Annotated in this window: 18 protein-coding genes; 17 read left to right on the top strand and 1 reads right to left on the bottom strand. The window is 55.5% G+C overall.

What is annotated here, in order from left to right:
- Positions 1 to 273: 273 nt before the first annotated feature.
- The 6 genes from DSL70_RS06220 (at position 274) to DSL70_RS06195 (ending at position 5,591) form a co-directional block, all read left to right on the top strand.
- Positions 274 to 543 (top strand): helix-turn-helix transcriptional regulator, encoded by a 270-nt coding sequence (locus DSL70_RS06220; protein WP_245418106.1) that lies wholly within the window; start codon positions 274 to 276, stop codon positions 541 to 543.
- Positions 544 to 1,647, top strand: a complete 1,104-nt coding sequence (locus tag DSL70_RS06215) for a replication initiator protein A (protein ID WP_119307021.1) — start codon at positions 544 to 546, stop codon at positions 1,645 to 1,647.
- Positions 1,644 to 2,132 (top strand): DUF2840 domain-containing protein, encoded by a 489-nt coding sequence (locus DSL70_RS06210; protein WP_119307020.1) that lies wholly within the window; start codon positions 1,644 to 1,646, stop codon positions 2,130 to 2,132. Before DSL70_RS06215 ends, DSL70_RS06210 begins: the two co-directional genes overlap by 4 nt.
- Positions 2,129 to 2,674: a S26 family signal peptidase gene (locus DSL70_RS06205; RefSeq protein ID WP_119307019.1), complete on the top strand. Its 546-nt coding sequence runs from the start codon at positions 2,129 to 2,131 to the stop codon at positions 2,672 to 2,674. The genes DSL70_RS06210 and DSL70_RS06205 overlap by 4 nt, the downstream gene beginning before the upstream one ends.
- Entirely contained in the window at positions 2,671 to 3,333 is a 663-nt protein-coding gene (locus tag DSL70_RS06200) for a lytic transglycosylase domain-containing protein (RefSeq protein WP_119307018.1), read from the top strand. Before DSL70_RS06205 ends, DSL70_RS06200 begins: the two co-directional genes overlap by 4 nt.
- Positions 3,334 to 3,560: 227 nt before the next feature.
- On the top strand, positions 3,561 to 5,591 hold the full coding sequence (locus DSL70_RS06195) for a DUF3363 domain-containing protein (RefSeq protein ID WP_119307017.1): 2,031 nt from the start codon (positions 3,561 to 3,563) through the stop codon (positions 5,589 to 5,591).
- Positions 5,592 to 5,686: 95 nt separating this feature from the next.
- Here DSL70_RS06195 and DSL70_RS06190 read toward each other — a convergent pair whose 3' ends face one another.
- Complete coding sequence (locus tag DSL70_RS06190) at positions 5,687 to 6,292, bottom strand: tyrosine-type recombinase/integrase (RefSeq protein ID WP_119307016.1); 606 nt, start codon at positions 6,290 to 6,292, stop codon at positions 5,687 to 5,689.
- An 806-nt stretch (positions 6,293 to 7,098) separates the two neighbouring features.
- Between DSL70_RS06190 and DSL70_RS06185 the strand changes: the two genes are divergently transcribed.
- The 11 genes from DSL70_RS06185 (at position 7,099) to trbJ (ending at position 17,685) form a co-directional block, all read left to right on the top strand.
- A complete protein-coding gene (locus tag DSL70_RS06185) occupies positions 7,099 to 7,614 on the top strand; it encodes a biliverdin-producing heme oxygenase (protein WP_162916402.1) in 516 nt (171 codons plus the stop codon).
- A gap of 50 nt (positions 7,615 to 7,664) precedes the next feature.
- Positions 7,665 to 8,309, top strand: coding sequence for a heme oxygenase-like domain-containing protein (locus DSL70_RS06180; protein WP_119307014.1), 645 nt, complete (start codon positions 7,665 to 7,667; stop codon positions 8,307 to 8,309).
- A gap of 55 nt (positions 8,310 to 8,364) precedes the next feature.
- A complete protein-coding gene (locus DSL70_RS06175) occupies positions 8,365 to 9,033 on the top strand; it encodes an outer membrane protein (protein ID WP_162916401.1) in 669 nt (222 codons plus the stop codon).
- Between the two features lie 19 nt (positions 9,034 to 9,052).
- Complete coding sequence (locus DSL70_RS06170; protein ID WP_119307012.1) at positions 9,053 to 10,000, top strand: LysR family transcriptional regulator; 948 nt, start codon at positions 9,053 to 9,055, stop codon at positions 9,998 to 10,000.
- A gap of 144 nt (positions 10,001 to 10,144) precedes the next feature.
- Positions 10,145 to 12,145: a conjugal transfer protein TraG gene (locus DSL70_RS06165; protein ID WP_119307011.1), complete on the top strand. Its 2,001-nt coding sequence runs from the start codon at positions 10,145 to 10,147 to the stop codon at positions 12,143 to 12,145.
- 10 nt (positions 12,146 to 12,155) lie between these two features.
- The gene (locus DSL70_RS06160) at positions 12,156 to 12,632 is read left to right on the top strand and encodes a ribbon-helix-helix domain-containing protein (RefSeq protein ID WP_119307010.1); all 477 of its coding nucleotides are present in this window, start codon (positions 12,156 to 12,158) and stop codon (positions 12,630 to 12,632) included.
- A 169-nt stretch (positions 12,633 to 12,801) separates the two neighbouring features.
- On the top strand, positions 12,802 to 13,806 hold the full coding sequence (gene trbB, locus DSL70_RS06155; RefSeq protein WP_119307009.1) for a P-type conjugative transfer ATPase TrbB: 1,005 nt from the start codon (positions 12,802 to 12,804) through the stop codon (positions 13,804 to 13,806).
- Positions 13,803 to 14,135 (top strand): TrbC/VirB2 family type IV secretion system protein, encoded by a 333-nt coding sequence (locus tag DSL70_RS06150; protein WP_119307008.1) that lies wholly within the window; start codon positions 13,803 to 13,805, stop codon positions 14,133 to 14,135. The genes trbB and DSL70_RS06150 overlap by 4 nt, the downstream gene beginning before the upstream one ends.
- Entirely contained in the window at positions 14,135 to 14,416 is a 282-nt protein-coding gene (locus DSL70_RS06145) for a VirB3 family type IV secretion system protein (protein WP_119307007.1), read from the top strand. The genes DSL70_RS06150 and DSL70_RS06145 overlap by 1 nt, the downstream gene beginning before the upstream one ends.
- Before the next feature lie 12 nt (positions 14,417 to 14,428).
- Positions 14,429 to 16,924 carry a conjugal transfer protein TrbE gene (gene trbE / locus DSL70_RS06140; protein WP_119307006.1) on the top strand — a complete coding sequence of 832 codons (2,496 nt, stop codon included), beginning with the start codon at positions 14,429 to 14,431 and terminating at the stop codon, positions 16,922 to 16,924.
- Positions 16,924 to 17,685, top strand: coding sequence for a P-type conjugative transfer protein TrbJ (gene trbJ, locus DSL70_RS06135; protein WP_119307005.1), 762 nt, complete (start codon positions 16,924 to 16,926; stop codon positions 17,683 to 17,685). The genes trbE and trbJ overlap by 1 nt, the downstream gene beginning before the upstream one ends.
- The last annotated feature ends 9 nt before the right edge of the window (positions 17,686 to 17,694 follow it).

The raw sequence follows: 17,694 nt of genomic DNA, 5'->3' as shown, positions 1-17,694 counted from the left end.
AACCTCTAACAGGGGTTTCGACGCCCCGGAGCAGCGCGTCTCTGCTCCATCTTCTTTCCTATCTCAATCGCACGAAGATGTCTTGTGATTTGCTTGCCCGATATTTTGTCCGTTTGAAAACTCACCGGTTTTCCACTTTGAGCCCATGCGTAAGGGGTGCCGCCAATAGAGCGTCTCAAATGCGGCACGCTACAGAGCGCGTTGCTCTCGCCATGCTTCTCCATGGCTCGCTGTCCTCCGATAGCGTCACCTTTGAACATATGGAGATATGCCATGGTCAAGCTTGACCCAGATATGCCCTCACGCCTTCTGCGAACGCAGGAAGCCGCTCACTTTTTAGGGCTGTCTCTTCGAACCCTCGAAAAGCATCGCACCTACGGTACCGGGCCAACCTACCGAAAGATTGGCGGTCGCGTGGTCTATTCGGTTGAAGATCTGCAAGCCTGGACTGAGCAGGGCGCCCGTAAATCCACCAGTGAACAGACATCGAGAAAGGTCTATCCCGCACGTCCATTGACTGCCGAAGAGCAGGGGAAGCTTTGAATGACTGCGCACAGAACGGATCATTCTGATCGGCGTGAAGAACGCGGTCAGCTTTCCCCCTTTGTCATCTCGTCCAGCAGCCCCTGCTTGCGAGATCAGCGGGATCTCATGGAGCGGCCCTTCTTCTCTCTGGCGAAGAGCCCACGTCTGAAGCCCATCTGCTACAAGCAGGCCGACATCGAAATCCAGGTCTTCGGAATGCCAGACCATGGCATGGCGACGATATGGGATGCAGACATCCTGATCTGGGCTGCCAGCCAGATTGTCGCCGCTGAAAATGCCGGGGAGCACAGTTCACGGCTGCTGCATTTTACGCCCTATCAGTTGCTGAGAGGCATTAGACGTCAAACGGGAAACCGGCAATATTGCCTATTGAGGGCCTCACTGGCGCGACTGCAGTCAACTGTCATTGCCACCACCATACGCAATGGGACCCGTTGGCGCTGTCGCCAATTCTCATGGATCAATGAGTGGGAAGAGCGGACCACCATGAATGGCCGTGTCGAGGGCATGGAATTTATCCTGCCAGAATGGTTCTACAATGGGGTGATGGACCGCTCTTTGGTGCTCTCCATCGATCCTGCCTATTTCCGACTGAAGGGAGGGATCGAGCGTTGGCTCTATCGCATCGCTCGCAAGCATGTGGGGCATCAGAGAGAAGGCTGGCACTTTGACATTGCCCATCTGCATCGAAAATCAGGAAGCCTTGCCCGTGTTTCCGATTTTGCTCTGGCCATTCGCAGGATCGCAAGACAACAACCTCTGCCGGGCTATCGGCTCGGCCTCGGTGCGCTTAACGGTCGGGAGGGGCTCTGGATCCTTCCCGTCATTTTGCGCACAGGCACTGTAGACAAGGCTGTGGATGCTTCGGGTGACACTATCGGCACATCACACGCAGAGACTATCGGCACATCAGACGCAACCCTATCGGCACATCAAACGCACGAACAGGCTGTAAGCGCTTGTTTCAGCGATGGAAACGCCTCCCGTAACTTATCTAACAGTGATTCTAACAGTTTTTCTTCTGTTTCAAAGACAAGTGGATATCTGAAACAGAGTGCCGCTTCTATGCCGCCGGCAGGTTCGCGGAGGACATTGCCATGACTGAGGCAATGTCAAAGGATGCGCCATTTCTCACGCTGGTTGATCTGACGTTCGAGAAGAACAGGATCGAGCATTGGATCCGCTTTGGGCACAAGAGCTATGAAACGATCCTCGACCCTTACCGCAGCATCGTCGGTTTCAAACCGGGCGCCGTCTTTGCTTTCGTCCGCTGGGCCTTAAACGGCTATGGCACACAAGTCTCTCGCATCGACATCATCAAGGCCGTCGGCAAGGGAGGCGCCTGTCAGACCGTGCCCTGCGTCCGTCCTGGCGGCATCATTCTTCTGCGCCTGAATGGATGGTCGAAGGTCCAGCGTGCCTTGATAGCGATCGACAGGGTGGACGCAATCGGCATCAATCCGGCCGATGCATCGCCGGATCACTGGCGGCAGGTCCATAACCGGCTGAAAGCGGGGGAAGATCCTGATGGCTACTCAATCGAGCGTCATACGGCCTGGCTCGCACGGCAAAGGATCGCACCATGAGACGCTTTACTTATGTCGTTGTGGCCTTTGTCGCAGCCGCGATTGTAGGCACAACATTCTTCCTCTCACCGCCGCTGAAACTAGTCTGGAATGTCTCGGCCAGCGCACCCATTGGGCTCTATATCCTCAGGGAACCCGTCGGGCTCGAGGTTACTGATCTCGTTGCCGTTAGGCTGCCAGAGACGTGGCAGAGTTTTGCCGTTGAACGCGGCTATATCGGCAATGGTACGCCGCTGCTGAAGCGTATCGTGGGCCTTCCCGGTCAAATGGTCTGCCGTCTCGACAGCTTGATAACTGTCGATGAGGTGACGATAGGCCATACTCGTGAAGCGGATCATGTGGGCCGCGCACTCCCGACATGGCATGGATGCCAGACGATCGATCAGCACGAAATCTTCCTGATGAATTGGCAGGTCGATGACAGTCTTGATGGTCGCTATTTCGGTCCCCTGCCTGCAAGCTCCATTATCGGCCTTGCGCGACCGCTCTGGACCGACGAAGCGGGCGACGGCCAATTTGAGTGGATGGCACCAACACAATGAGTGTTCCTCACCTCATCTATTCCGGGAAATATCGCTTAGGCTTGATATGTAGCGGCTTCCTGTTTCTTGTGGCAGGTTTCGCACCTTTGGCATCCGCACATGCTGGTGATGAGATAGATGCTTCACATGCAGTCCATATCGCGGAGGTGGCGCGACACTTTTCCTTTTCGGAAGACTGGATCAAGGCAATCCTTCAGCAAGAAAGTGGAGGCAAGGAAGATGCGGTCTCGCCCAAAGGTGCGATGGGACTGATGCAGCTCATGCCTGACACCTGGGCCGACATGAAGCTCCGCCATGACCTTGGCGACGACCCCTTTGATCCGCGCGACAATGTCTTTGCTGGCACGGCTTATCTCAGTTTCCTTTGGGATCGCTATGGCACCATCGAAGCCATGCTAGCCGCGTACAATGCGGGGCCAACGCGTTACGAGGATGTACTACAAGGTGGTCGAAGTCTGCCAGCCGAAACGGTGTCCTATGTGGAAGATCTTGCACCCACGCTTCGAGGCACGATTCCATTCAGCCAACAGCAATTCGCCAGCGATTGGCGTGATGCAGAGCTGTTTGTCGGTCAAAAAGGACGGGATGACCAGTTCGGAAAAGTGGGTTCCGAGCCGCATGCCAGCGGGCTCTTTGTCTTTGAAGCTTTTGCAGACTGAGAAGGTCAGGAAAGCGAAAATCTCTGAGGGAAGGGGAGGGCAAGATAAAGGAAACCGGCACTCCCTAGGGGCGGTTCCTAAAATTCTTGTTGTCTGCACGTCGGTTAGCGGCTGCCTTGTGGCACCCTGTTTTATGAGAATTGGTGCCACTGGTATTTTTAAGGCACTGAATTGTTGGGAATCTTGACGGCACCAACGGGCCGTTGAGCAAAGATCCGGAGCGGTCCATGGCAATTGATGATGAAAGGAGCTTCCGGCCAAAAGCCGGTTCTGTGCGCTCCGATATTCCAAGGCTTGGCAAGGCGAAGAGCTTTCTAACAGTAGCGAAGAAGATCGCTCGCCAGCATCGTAACCGACCATCAAAGTCGGCCCAGCTTTCGGGGGCTGCGAAAATCAAAGGCAGGCCGGAAGGCCGACAGATTGGCCCTGGCGTCAAGCGGGGTAGAGGAGCCGCTTTTGCCAGGTCGCGCTCACTATCCGGTGGCTGGCGATACAGTCGACCCGGAATGCGCCGCGTCATCGTCAAGGCGCGTTATGTGCGCGAGGCCGGCAGAAATGGGAGGGGGGCTGCTCACCTGCGCTATATTCAGCGTGATGGCACAGCACGCGATGGTGAACGTGGTCAGCTATATTCCGCAGAAGAGGATCACTGTGACGGCGGCATATTTCTGGAACGTGGCCGAGAAGACCGCCATCAGTTCCGGCTGATCGTATCTCCCGAGGATGGGGCTGAACTCTCTGATTTGGCCGGTTACACCCGTGACCTCATGAGCCGCATCGAGGTTGATCTCGGAACAAGATTGGACTGGGTGGCGGTCAACCATCACAATACCGGCCATCCCCATGTGCATGTCATCATCCGAGGGGTGGATGAGCTGGGCGAGGACCTGGTGATCAATGGTGACTATCTCGCCCATGGTATTCGCGAGCGGGCAAGCGAGCTGGCGACGCTGGAATTGGGGCTCGTCTCAGAGCTTGAACAACGCCACAAGATCGTACGGGAGATCGATCAAGACCGCTTCACCCGGATAGACCGAGCATTGATTGATAATACGACCAACAATCTTGTCGATCTGAGGCAGGGCGATGATGAGACGTCAAACAGCATTGATCGGAGCCATCGGTTACGCCGCCTCTCAAAACTCGCAAAGATGGGCCTGGCCAGGGAGCTGGACCCTGCCGTCTGGGAGCTAAAGCCAGACCTCGCGGCAACATTGCGGGAGATCGGGGAAAGAGGGGACATCATCCGCACGATGCAAAAGGCGCTAAAGGCTGAGGGCATGGTCAGGGACCCTTTGGCTCTCGAAATCCATGACGCTCCCACCCCGAAACGGATCGTCGGTCGCATCCTAGACAATTATTTGAATGATGAACTTGGCGACAGGATCAGCCTTGTTATCGATGCCATTGATGGTCATACACATCACGTCTCAGGGATCAGTCCCGAGATGATCGAAGATGCGCGGATTGGCAGTGTTATTGAGATAGGGCCAGCAGAGGTCGGCCTTCGAAGCTCGGACAGAACAATCGCGTCGCTCGCAGACAATGGCATCTTCCACCCCAGCATTCATCTGGAGCATTTGGACAAAGGCAGTGATCACGAAACCTATGTCGCTGCACACGTCCGTAGACTAGAGGTCTTGCGGCGAGCCGGTATTGTTGAGCGCATCGACGCTGATCGCTGGCGTATCTCTGCCGACTTTGAGGAAAGAGTCTCAGCCTTCAACGCAAGCCGAAACTGCCAGACCAGGATCCGTATCCTCTCGAATTTTGACCTCGAAACGCAGATCGGATCTGATGGGGCGACCTGGCTTGATAGACGTTTGCTGGCGACGGACGCAGGAGACCTATCCCCGTCGGGGTTTGGCATTGAAGTGCGTGACGCCATGGCGGCCCGCCGGGAGCATTTGATCGAGCAGGGGGATGCCACGCGTCAGCGCAATGGCCGCATTCTATATCGGCGCAATCTTCTATCAGTCCTGCAAGAAAGAGAAGTGAGCCGTGTTGGTGCCGAGCTATCTGCAAGCAGTGGATTGCCATTCAGGCCTACCCGCGATGGTGAGAATGTTAAAGGGACCTTTACGGCTACCCGACAGCTCGCAAGTGGAAAATTTGCGCTCATTGAGAAGGCCCATGAATTCACGCTTGTGCCCTGGCGCCCCGTGATGGATCGGCAATTGGGTCGGGAGGTGCATGGCCAGATGCGTGGAGGAACTGTGTCATGGCAGTTCGGTCGGCAAAAGGGGCTGGGTATTTGATCCGGACCGCTTCAACCGGAGGCTCAGGAGCCTCCGGCCTTGTCTCTCATCATCGCCGATTGGTCCTCTGGCAGGTGATAAAAGTCATGTGTGGATCACCACATCCGATCAGCAAGAGCAAGCTCTTCCTTACCGATTGCAGTTGCGTAAATTGCGGTCGTATTCATGGATGCATGTCCCATCCATTTTTTCAGCATATGAAGCTGAATACCGGAACGGATAGCATGAATGCCGTACCCGTGCCGTAGTCCTTTGGGGCTTGCCTGCATACCGACAATGCCGGCGTCATCCATCACCCGCTTGACCCAGCGGTAGGCCGTTGTTCTGGCCAGGGGTCTGCCATTGTAGGTCCACAAGAATTTGGTGTGAGCATGAACCATATTCTTCTGAATGGTTCTGATGCCATGCACGCATTCAAGTGCCTCGACAAGAGCTGGAGGAATGGGGACTTCCCGCATCACATGTCTGTTTCGTTTTTTGAGGCACCGGACAGAAATCAGCCGTGAATCCAGTTGTACAGCTGCTACCGTCAATTCTCGCGCTTCGGTGAGACGAATGCCTGTATAAAGCAGGGTCAGGCAGAAGGATCGGATATCACAATCGCTTTGGCTGGCTGCCTCGATAAATCGATCCCTCTCTTCGGGGTTAATATAAAGGCGGTTGTTGTATTGGTCATACAGCCGCATACCATTTTCTATCATTTATTACCTGTGGGGCTTTCTCTTGCCAATGATGGCACTGGTTTCTCGTAATACTGTTACTCGAAAATCCGCCCTGGTCCGCGTGGCTGCGGCGATTACTTTTTCTGTGAAACAGTATTACTAATTTTGTTTCAGCGGCGAAAAAGCCTTATTCTATATCACCTTAGCAACAGGCGTAGATTTCAGATATCTGCTTTTACTACTTATGGCAAGTAGTAACTCTACGTATTAATTTGTAAAACTCAGAATTAGTAATTTTGTTTCATGTAATAGTTTGAACTCAATGGGGTGAGCTGACGATTAGATTGAGTATTTCCTGTCTTTTCGTACCCTATTTGCTGCTGTTTTGGGTGGTGATGTACGCGATTTTATTTTATTCGCGACTATCCAAATAGAATTGTTTGCACCGATCCTTCCTTTCTTGCCGATTTCAATCATACGGTGAGGGAAAAAGGGTCTTCCTCTAACACTCTGGACGGACGTGACTTTTGTTCGCCTTTGCCTTTTAGCGAAGGCTGAAACCAGCGAGGGGACGCGGGTCACAGGGTGCCGGAGTGGGCCGCCTCGGTGTGGGGCCGGGGCGGCGAAAATATGCGGTGGGCAGACAACGAGGCCCTTCTGGCATCACTTCTCCGTGAGGATGCTGCCAGGAGGGCTGAGTTGCAGCAGTTCAAACAAAGTGAAATTGCCTTGCGTGTGACAACTGAGGTGATTCAATGAATATTGGGACTGCTCCGACAACTGCCCCTGCAAAACCAAAATCGAGAACACACAATCTGTGGCGAACGGTAAATCCGGTTCAGGAAATGCTCGATCAGCTGATCATGGAGATCGATCCGTTCACAACACGCGAGCAATATCTCAAATTCCTGAAATCACAATATCGGTTCCACTATCTGACAGACATCTATTACACCAGCCGCAGTCTGTTGCCGATCATACCCGATATTCGTCAGAGGCGCCGGTTACCCCTTATCCGCCGCGACATTGTCGATCTTGGTGGTGAGCGACTGGAACTGCCACTTGTCCAAGATTGCAAGGTCGATATTCCAACCGCCCTTGGCTGGCTGTATGTCGCCGAAAGCGCAAAACTTGGCTCAGCCTTCTACCTGCACAAGATCGCGCTTTTAGGGCTGACGAAAGACTGTGGGGCAGGCCACCTGTCTCAAAATGCCGAATTGTGCGGGCTTCACTGGAGGAAATTTGCAGCGGCGCTCGATGCGGCTGACTTTTCCGATCTTGACGAAGAACGGCTTCTGGTAGGTGCCGAGCAAGCCTATGAAAACATGCTCTTCATGATCAAGCACAACTTCTTTCAATAGCGCGTTTCCGGATCTCAAAACGCAAGTCTGTCTTCGAAAGGAGTTGAGCAATGACCAGTCTAAATGAGTTTGATGTTTCGTTTGCGCCGGAAATACCGCTGACGATTGCCGGAACTGGCAGGCAGATTGCCAAAGACGACGAATTTCTCATCAATCTCGTCTTGGCCATTCAAGCGAGCCTGATTGGCCTGCTTCAGGATATAAACCTGTTTGGCGGCCATGAGCACTATCTTCGCTATCTCCGGATTTACTACCAGTTTTGTCAGCATCTCCAGCCCGCATATTTGTCGCCTTCTCTCCAGCCCCACTTCGATGAAATCGACAATGGCCCACTTGTGACGGCTCTGGCTTGGGATCTCTCCGACCTGACTGGAAACCCTCCTCCAGACATCCGTCCAATGCAGCCGTCCTTGGCGGCGGCAAATGCGTCGACTGTCTTGGGATGGATTTTGGTGGCTGAGGTCGTCGAGGCTTTCTCTCCTCTCCTTTGTGCGCGGGCCAACCTTATCGGCTTCGATCAGAATTTCGGGGCGATCCACCTGCACCGGAATACCCGCGAAGCACAGGCCAGATGGCGTCGGGTCTTTGTTGCAGCACAGAAGGTCATTGGGACTGACTGCAAGCACAACGAATTGAGGGAAGCTGTCTTTCAGGCTTTGCACCGATTGAAGCTGCTGATGGCTGCGACCTCCTGAACTTCCGAATTCATATTCCTCAAAAAATCATCATTCACATCAAATGGAGATCCAGATGTTTCAACGATTGTTCCTCATGCATGGCGTTTGCGCGCTTATGGTTCCTTCTCTGGCGACTGCCGCAGATCTGCCAGCACCTAACCCAGTCGTTGAGAATGCAAAACGCTATGCCCCCAATCTCTGGGAGGGTTCATATGTCGGAGCTTACGGCGGCTACAGCTGGAATGATGCCGAGGTATCATTCCCGTTGATGTTCCCCGGCTTCACAAGGGTTGTTTCAACATCATATGACCATGAAGGGGCGCGCATTGGCGGTTTCGCTGGGTACAACTGGATATTCTCACCCTCATTTCTAGCGGGCTTTGAAGCTGACCTAGGTAAAGACTGGTCCAGTTATGAAACAGGAGGATTGAAATTCCAGAACGGCATGAACTGGAGCGCCCGTGGGCGGCTTGGGTATACGATGGATCGTGCACTTGTCTTTGTGTCGGGCGGCTACACCGGCATGAATGCCGACTTCTCTGGCACCCAGAACGAAGACATGACCTTCCATGGCTGGACGCTTGGTGCCGGGCTGGACTTCGCCTTCACAAAAAGTATCTTCGGGCGACTGGAGTACCGATACAACGACTATCAGGACAGCACTGTCAATTTCGGCTCCACCCCCGTTACGACCGATCCTTCCCAGAGCATCATCAATGTCGGCATTGGAGTGAAATTCTAGATCGGCAGGAGGGTCGCCTATGAAACGTGGCAGGACCAAACTGCTTGCCCGCATTTCTCTCGGCAAACGGGTGCCGATGACTGCGCTCATTCAAACACTGGCAGTCGCAGAATATCTCAGCTTTCAAGGGGCAGCGCGTGCACTCGGCGTCAGCCAATCCAGTGTCAGCATGAGAGTAAGGGACTTGGAGCAGGAGCTGGGGATCCTGCTCTTTGAGCGTTCGACCCATGGCGTTCAGCCCACGGAAGCCGGACGTCATTTCGTGGCGGAAGTCGATAGTGCGTTGGAAACATTGGAAGCGGCAATTCTATGTGCAGGGAGCCGGGCTCGAGGGGAGAAGGCCGATTTGCGTGTCGGCATCTATTCCCTTGTTCCCGGCGGCTTTCTCGATCGCCTGTTCAAGCGCTTCAAGGAGGAAGCGCCCCTCGTGCATTTCGAGATTTCCGAAGGCACCGCACGGGAAGCATTATTCATGTTGAGGGAAGGCAAGCTCGATATTGCCTTCATGGCTTGCAATCAGGAAATCCCCGATCTCAATTCCCGCACCATTTGGAGCGATGAAATTCTGGTCGGCTTGCCTCTTGGCCACCCACTTACGACCCAGAAGCAAATCACATGGAAGGATCTGGCGCAGCAGACCTTCCTTACTCGGCGCGGAGGCACAGGTCCTCAGATCCATGATCTGATCATCGCACGGTCCATGGGCCGTTGGCCCATACCCGAAATCCTCAAATTGAAAATTGGCTATGGCACTTTGCTCTCAATGATCGAAGCTGGATGTGGCATTTCGCTGTTTCTCAAGGAAGCCTCTTTGTTGAGAGCCCGCGATGTTGTCTTCAAACCCATCCATGACGAAACCGACCAGATCACTTTCTCCGTCGTCTGGTCGCCAAACAATCACAACCCTGCCATGTCTCGATTGCTCAAACTCGCGATGAATATGGATCCGGACAAGACAGACCCATAGAAATCTCTGAACGCAGGCGTTCTGCGAGTTTGTCCGGTTTGCCCTCTGGCCTATCCGTTTCTTCGCTCAACTCGCGACCACTCTTGCCAAGGGCATGACCGTAGCTGCTTCTTTGGAAACTCTTTCTTTTTCTGAGGAGCCTTCATGCGTGGCAGCCGTATTCTCTGGGGCCAGATTGCGCTCGTCCTTGCGGTCATTCTGATGATGGTCTGGCTGGCGACCCAATGGACAGCCTGGCGGTTGGGGTTCCAGATCCAGCTTGGAAGCCCTTGGTTTAGGCTAGGCGATTGGCCGATCCACTATCCACCCAGCTTCTTCTGGTGGTGGTTCACCTTCGACGCCTATGCTCCCGACATCTTTGTTGAAGGCGCTCTGATCGCAGCATCGGGCGGCATATTGTCGATTGGCATTGCCATCCTCATGGCAATCATGCGGGCGCGAGAAAGTCACGAGGTCGCAACATATGGCTCGGCACGATGGGCAAGAGACGAAGAAATATACGCAGCAGGCTTGCTTGATCCAGATGGCGTTATCCTTGGCCACCATGACAAGGGCTATCTACGCCATGACGGACCCGAGCATGTCCTCTGCTTCGCGCCAACCCGAAGCGGCAAGGGCGTGGGCCTGGTCATCCCGACTTTGCTGACATGGCCCGGAAGCTCAGTGATCCATGACATTAAGGGAGAAAACTGGAACCTGACCGCAGGCTTTCGCGCGAGGCATGGCCGTGTCCTGCTGTTTGATCCGACCAACCCCAATTCTTCCGCCTATAATCCTCTGCTCGAGGTGCGGAAGGGTGAATGGGAAGTCCGGGATATCCAGAATATCGCCGATATCCTCGTCGACCCAGAAGGCAGTCTCGACAAGCGCAATCACTGGGAGAAAACCAGCCATTCCCTTCTGGTCGGCACCATCCTGCATGTGCTCTACGCGGAAGCCGACAAGACTCTCGCAGGTGTTGCAAACTTCCTTTCCGATCCACGAAGGACAGTTGAGACGACACTCCATGCCATGATGACAACGCCGCATCTCGGAGATGCCGGGACCCACCCGGTTGTTGCATCAGCCGCAAGAGAGCTTCTCAACAAATCCGAAAATGAGCGCTCCGGTGTCCTCAGTACCGCCATGTCGTTCCTGGGGCTCTATCGAGATCCCGTCGTTGCCACAGTGACCTCCCGATGTGACTGGCACATCGCCGATCTCGTCAGTGCTGACAAACCGGTCAGCCTCTATCTCGTCGTGCCCCCATCGGACATCAATCGAACCAAGCCTCTCATCCGGCTCATTCTCAACCAGATAGGACGCCGCCTTACAGAGGAGCTCGAGAGCGCGGGCAAGCGCCATCGACTGCTCCTGATGCTTGATGAATTCCCGGCACTCGGAAGGCTCGACTTCTTTGAATCGGCTCTTGCCTTCATGGCAGGCTATGGCCTCAAGTCCTTTCTGATCGCCCAGTCTCTCAACCAGATTGAACGGGCCTATGGGCAGAATAATGCCATTCTCGATAATTGCCATGTCCGGGTCGCCTTCGCCAGCAATGACGAGCGAACGGCCAAACGCATCAGCGATGCCCTGGGAACAGCAACCGAGTTGCGCGATTCAACCAACTATGCCGGTCACAGGCTCGCACCATGGCTCGGACATCTGATGGTGTCTCGGCAGGAAACCGCCCGACCGCTTCTGACGCCCGGCGAGGTCATGCAATTGCCGCCCGCCGATGAAATCGTCATGCTCGCGGGAACGCCCCCCATCAGGGCAAGAAAGGTCCGCTATTATGAGGATGTTCGCTTCACTGAACGGCTTCTTTCTCCTCCAGATATGAGCCATCGCTTTGATGCGAACGGATCCAGCGATGGTGCATGGGCTGGTCACGTGATCAAGGCTCCGGGTGTGCTGGGAGGAAGCGCCAACTCCGTCGGCGAAGAGGATGGGGCTAATGCAGGCATAAGGCGTGAGCCGGAGTTGCCACAGCACGAAGAGATCATGTCGCCAACACAGCCTGCCTCTCATGAATTCGACATTCTCGATGATGAACCCGATAGCGAAGCCATCAAGGCAAGATCCTTGCGGCAATCCATGCGCCAATTTACTCGGATGATTGCACGGCAGGCCTCCATGAACCCCGACGACGGTATCGAGCTATAGGAAGGCTTGCATGAAACGAACCCGCATGAATGTCTATTTCGATCCCAAATTGCTGAGCCAAGTTGAAGCCTTGGCGATGCGACGCAATGTTTCCAAATCGGCGGTGATCGAAGCCGCCGTGTCTTCCTTTCTTTCTGGCGACAGCGCCGAGCATATGGAAGCAGCACTCTCCCGTCGGCTCGACAGGGTAGGGAGGCAGATCGGAGGGTTGGAGCAGGACGTTGCCATTCTCGGCGAGACCATGTCTCTCTTCATCCGCTTCTGGCTATCGGTGACACCTCCTTTGCCCGACAATGCCAAGGCGTCAGCTCGGGCACAGGGAGCAGAACGCTTTGACGCCTTCATGCAGAATCTTGGTCGCAGAATAGCCAAGGGTGATCGTTTCCTGCGAGAGGTTTCATTCGACATCCCGGCAGAACCAGGCTTTGACCTGCCCGATGAAGCTATGGACGGGAGTCAGAATCAGAATGACGACAGTGAGCTCTGAGATAACAGTTATGGCTTGAGCTGCTGTTTCAAGCCTATCCCATTTGCCGTCGCTTCTCGCCCATCCCCGCATTCAGGGAAAAGGCTATTGTCTTGCCGCTCAATCCGGTTTTCTTAATTGACCCCGACGCGAGGCGCAAAGGGTATGCCTCGCCTTGAGCGGGGCAAGCATGACAGGAAATCACGCACAATCCGAGGCTGTTGCAAAGCCTGAGAGCCAAACAGTTGCACGCGGTGCGCGGATGCTGCGATCCGCCCTTGGGCCAGCCATTGCGCATCATCTTCGCGATGACAGGATCATCGAAGTGATGCTGAACCCGGATGGTCACATCTGGGTTGATCGACTGTCCGAGGGCCTTGCCGATACAGGGGAAATCCTGTCCGCTGAAGATGGTGAGCGGATCATCCGACTGGTTGCCCATCATGTCGGGGCAGAGGTTCATGCCCGCAGTCCACGTGTTTCGGCAGAACTCCCCGAAAGTGGTGAGCGTTTCGAAGGCTTGCTTCCACCCGTGGTCTCAGCGCCGACCTTTGCAATCCGCAAACCCGCCGTTGCGATCTTCACGCTCGATGACTATGTCAGCCAATCCATCATGGAAGACTGGCAAGCCGACATCCTGCGCAATGCGGTCCGCTCGAGAGCCAATATTCTCGTTGCCGGTGGCACATCGACCGGCAAGACGACCCTGACGAATGCGCTTCTGGCCGAGGTTGCCAAAGAGGCCGATCGCGTTGTCATCATCGAAGACACCCGCGAATTGCAATGCGCCGCTCCCAACCTTGTCGCCATGCGAACCAAGGATGGTGTGGCCTCCCTCTCGGATCTGGTGCGCTCGTCCCTTCGGCTGCGTCCTGACCGGATCCCTATCGGAGAGGTCAGAGGGCCAGAAGCACTCGATCTGCTCAAGGCATGGGGAACCGGACATCCCGGTGGCATCGGCACCATTCACGCCGGATCCGGGCTTGGCGCGCTCCATCGTCTGGAACAGCTCATTCAGGAAACCGTTGTGACCGTTCCACGCGCCCTCATTGCGGAAACCATCGATCTTGTCGCAGTCCTCTCTGGACGTGGTTCAGCCCGCCGGTTGGTCGAGCTCGCCCGCGTTAATGGCCTGCAATCCGACGGCTCCTACCACATCACCTCAGCCTTCCATAAAAAAGGAGATCGCGCATGATCCCCCAATTTCTGTCCGCTCGCAGATGTGCGACCATATTTGCTTCTTCCGTTTTCTCCGCTTTGCTGCTTGTCCCCGCAGCAAGGGCGGCCGGCTCTTCCATGCCATGGGAGGCTCCCCTTGAGTCCATCCTTGAATCCGTGGAGGGGCCGGTCGCCAAAATCATTGCGGTCATCATCATCATTGTGACCGGCCTGACGCTGGCATTTGGCGACAGCTCAGGTGGTTTCCGGCGACTGATCCAGATCGTCTTTGGCCTATCCATCGCCTTTGCCGCTTCCAGCTTCTTTCTGTCTTTCTTTTCTTTCGGCGGCGGAGCGCTTGTCTGATGGCCAGTGCCTTCGAACAGCTTGATGCCGTGCCAGGCTTTTCCATTCCCGTCCATCGGGCCTTGACCGAACAGATCCTGCTCGGTGGGGCACCCCGTTCCATCGCCATCCTCAATGGAACGCTCGCTGGAGCCATGGGTCTTGGTCTGCGCCTCTGGCTGGTAGGTCTTCTCATTTGGGCGATCGGCCATTTTCTGGCGGTCTGGGCTGCAAAGCGAGACCCGCTCTTTGTCGATGTCGGTCGCCAACATTTGCGCATTCCAGCGCATCTCACTGTTTGACGGAACCTTGCGATGATGAACCTTGCCGAATACCAAACCCGAAACATCAGGCTTGCGGACTATCTGCCATGGGCCGCGCTGGTCGAGGCTGGCGTGGTGCTCAACAAGGATGGGAGCTTTCAGCGAAGCGCAAAGTTTCGGGGGCCGGATCTGGACTCAGCAGTGGCAGCCGAGCTGGTTGCCGTATCTGCCCGCATCAACAATGCCTTCCGTCGTCTCGGCTCCGGCTGGAGCATTTTCGTTGAAGCGCAGCGCAATCCCTCTTCAGCCTATCCGGACAGCCTTTTCCCCGACGCCGCCTCGGCTCTGGTCGATGCCGAGCGCAAGGCAGATTTTGAAGGCGAGGGGCAAGGCACAGGGCGAAATCATACGGGCAGGGAGCATTTTGTCACGGACTATCTCCTGACCCTTCTCTGGCAGCCCCCGGCGGAGGATGCCAGCCGGACAGAAGGTTGGTTTTATGAAGGCCGCGAGCAAACTGGCGTCAATCCGCACGAGCTGTTGCGCAGTTTCATGGATCGCACCAATCGCATTCTGGCCCTCATGGATGGCTTCATGCCCGAATGCCGCTGGCTCGACGACGCCGAAACCCTGTCCTATCTCCATTCCACCGTCTCAACCAACCGGCATCCCGTTCGTGTTCCGGAGGTGCCGATCTATCTCGATGCCTTGCTCGCCGATCAGGCTTTGACGGGAGGTCTGGAGCCGCGCCTCGGTGACCAGCATCTGCGGATCCTCACGATCACCGGTTTCCCAACCGCGACCACGCCCGGCATTCTTGATGAACTCAACCGGTTGTCCTTTGCCTATCGTTGGAGCACACGGGCAATCCTTCTCGATAAGACTGAAGCAACTCGCCTCGTCACACGAATCCGCAGGCAATGGTTTGCCAAGCGCAAGAGCATTGCTGCCATTCTCCGCGAAGTGATGACCAACGAGCAATCGGCATTGGTCGATACCGATGCTGCCAACAAAGCGGCTGACGCCGATATGGCGCTGCAGGAGTTGGGTAGCGATATTGCCGGAGTTGCCTATGTCACGGCAACCATCACCGTCTGGGATGCGGACCCCAATGCTGCGGAAGAAAAGCTTCGACTGGTAGAGAAGGTCATTCAGGGAAGGGATTTCGTCGCCAAAACCGAAACCCTCAACGCCGTGGATGCCTGGCTTGGAAGTTTGCCCGGTCACACCTATGCCAATGTCAGGCAACCGCCAATCTCGACCCTCAATCTCGCGCACATGATTCCGTTGTCTGCCGTATGGGCGGGGCCGGAACGGAACGATCATCTCGCTGCGCCCCCATTGCTCTACGGCAAGACCGAGGGCAGCACACCGTTTCGGCTTTCCCTTCATGTCGGCGATGTCGGTCATACGCTCGTCGTCGGGCCAACGGGTGCAGGCAAGTCAGTGCTCCTCGCCCTGATGGCCCTGCAGTTTCGTCGCTATCAGGGCTCACAAGTTTTCGCCTTTGACTTTGGTGGATCCATCCGGGTGGCAAGCCTTGCCATGGGAGGCGATTGGCATGATCTGGGCGGAAGCCTGGCAACAAAACCGGAAACGCCCATTGCTCTCCAACCCCTAAAAGCCATTCATGACACCTATGAGCGGGCTTGGGCAGCCGACTGGATCGTCGCGATCCTCGCGCGTGAGCGCCTCGAGATCACTCCGGAAGTGAAGGAATATCTCTGGACCGCTTTGACCTCTCTGGCATCCGCACCCGTCGAAGAACGCACCCTTACCGGCTTGAGCGTCCTGCTCCAATCCAACGATCTCAAGCAGGCCTTGCGGCCCTATTGCATCGGAGGGGCCTATGGTCATCTCCTTGATGGGGAGAGTGAAGAACTCGGAACCATGGATGTGCAGGCTTTCGAGATTGAAGGCTTGATCGACACCGGCGCAGCCCCCGCAGTCCTGTCCTATCTCTTTCACCGCATTGGCGATCGTCTTGATGGTCGCCCGACCTTGCTGATTATCGACGAGGGATGGTTGGTGCTTGATGATGATGCCTTCGCCGGTCAGTTGCGGGAATGGTTGAAGACGCTGCGGAAAAAGAACGCCAGCGTCGTCTTCGCAACGCAAAGCCTCTCCGATATTGACGGCAGTGCCATTGCCAACGCCATCATCGAAAGCTGCCCAACCCGGCTGTTGCTACCCAATGAGCGCGCCGTTGAACCCCAGATCACGGCCATCTATCGGCGCTTCGGTCTTAATGACAGGCAGATCGAAATCCTCGCTCGAGCCACGCCGAAGCAGGACTATTATTGCCAGTCCAGACGCGGCAACCGGCTTTTCGATTTGGGCTTGAGCGAAATAGGTCTCGCCCTCTGCGCCGCTTCTTCCAAGTCCGCTCAAGCCGATATTGACCGACTCTTCGGCCAAGTCGGGCGGAATGGGTTTCTGCAAGCCTGGCTGCGTCTTCGCAAGCTCGATTGGGCGGCCGACCTCATTCCTGATCTCACCAATATCTCCCGCACATCCCGCAACCCAAATGACAAGGAAGGGCACTGATGACCATTCGAACATCCCGAACAATTGCGCTACGATTGGCAACCGCTCTGATGACGGCTCCTGTCGTGGTGCCCGCGCTTCTGGTGCCAACCGTTTCCGCAGCCTGGATCGTTTATGACCCGACCAATTATGGGCAGAATGTCCTGCAGGCGGCACGGGCGCTCGAGCAGATAAACAATCAGATCACGTCCCTTCAGAATGAAGCGCAGATGCTGATCAATCAGGCCCGCAATCTCACCAGTCTGTCCCATTCCTCTTTGCAGCAATTGCAGCAAAGCCTGCAGCAGACCCAGCAGCTTCTGAATGACGCCCAGAATATCGCCTTCGATGTGAATGCCATCGATGACGCCTTCACCTCACGCTATGGCGACATAGAAATCTCGGCAACGGACGCAGAGCTTATCACCGAAGCACGAACCCGCTGGGAGAATACGGTTGCCGGACTTCAGGACGCCATGCGCGTTCAGGCCGGTGTTGTCTCCAACATCGACAGCAACCGATCCGAAATGTCTTCGCTGGTTGGACAAAGCCAGAGCGCCACCGGTGCGCTACAGGCAACACAGGCGGGCAACCAGATCCTCGCCCTGCAGTCCCAGCAGCTCTCAGATCTCATTGCCATGCTCTCGGCCAATGGTCGCTCAACCGCTCTGAGCGAAGCCGAGCGTGCAACGGCGGCAGAACAGGGGCGCGTCCAGCGTCAGCGTTTCCTTGCGCCGGGCTCAGGCTATCAGCAGGGCAATGCCCGCATGTTCAACAACTGACAAGACAAG

It is taken from the genome of Cohaesibacter haloalkalitolerans, from assembly GCF_003574655.1.
GTDB lineage: Bacteria > Pseudomonadota > Alphaproteobacteria > Rhizobiales > Cohaesibacteraceae > Cohaesibacter > Cohaesibacter haloalkalitolerans.
Note: the sequence above shows the minus strand (reverse complement) of the source record. Positions and strands in the feature narration are given on the sequence as shown.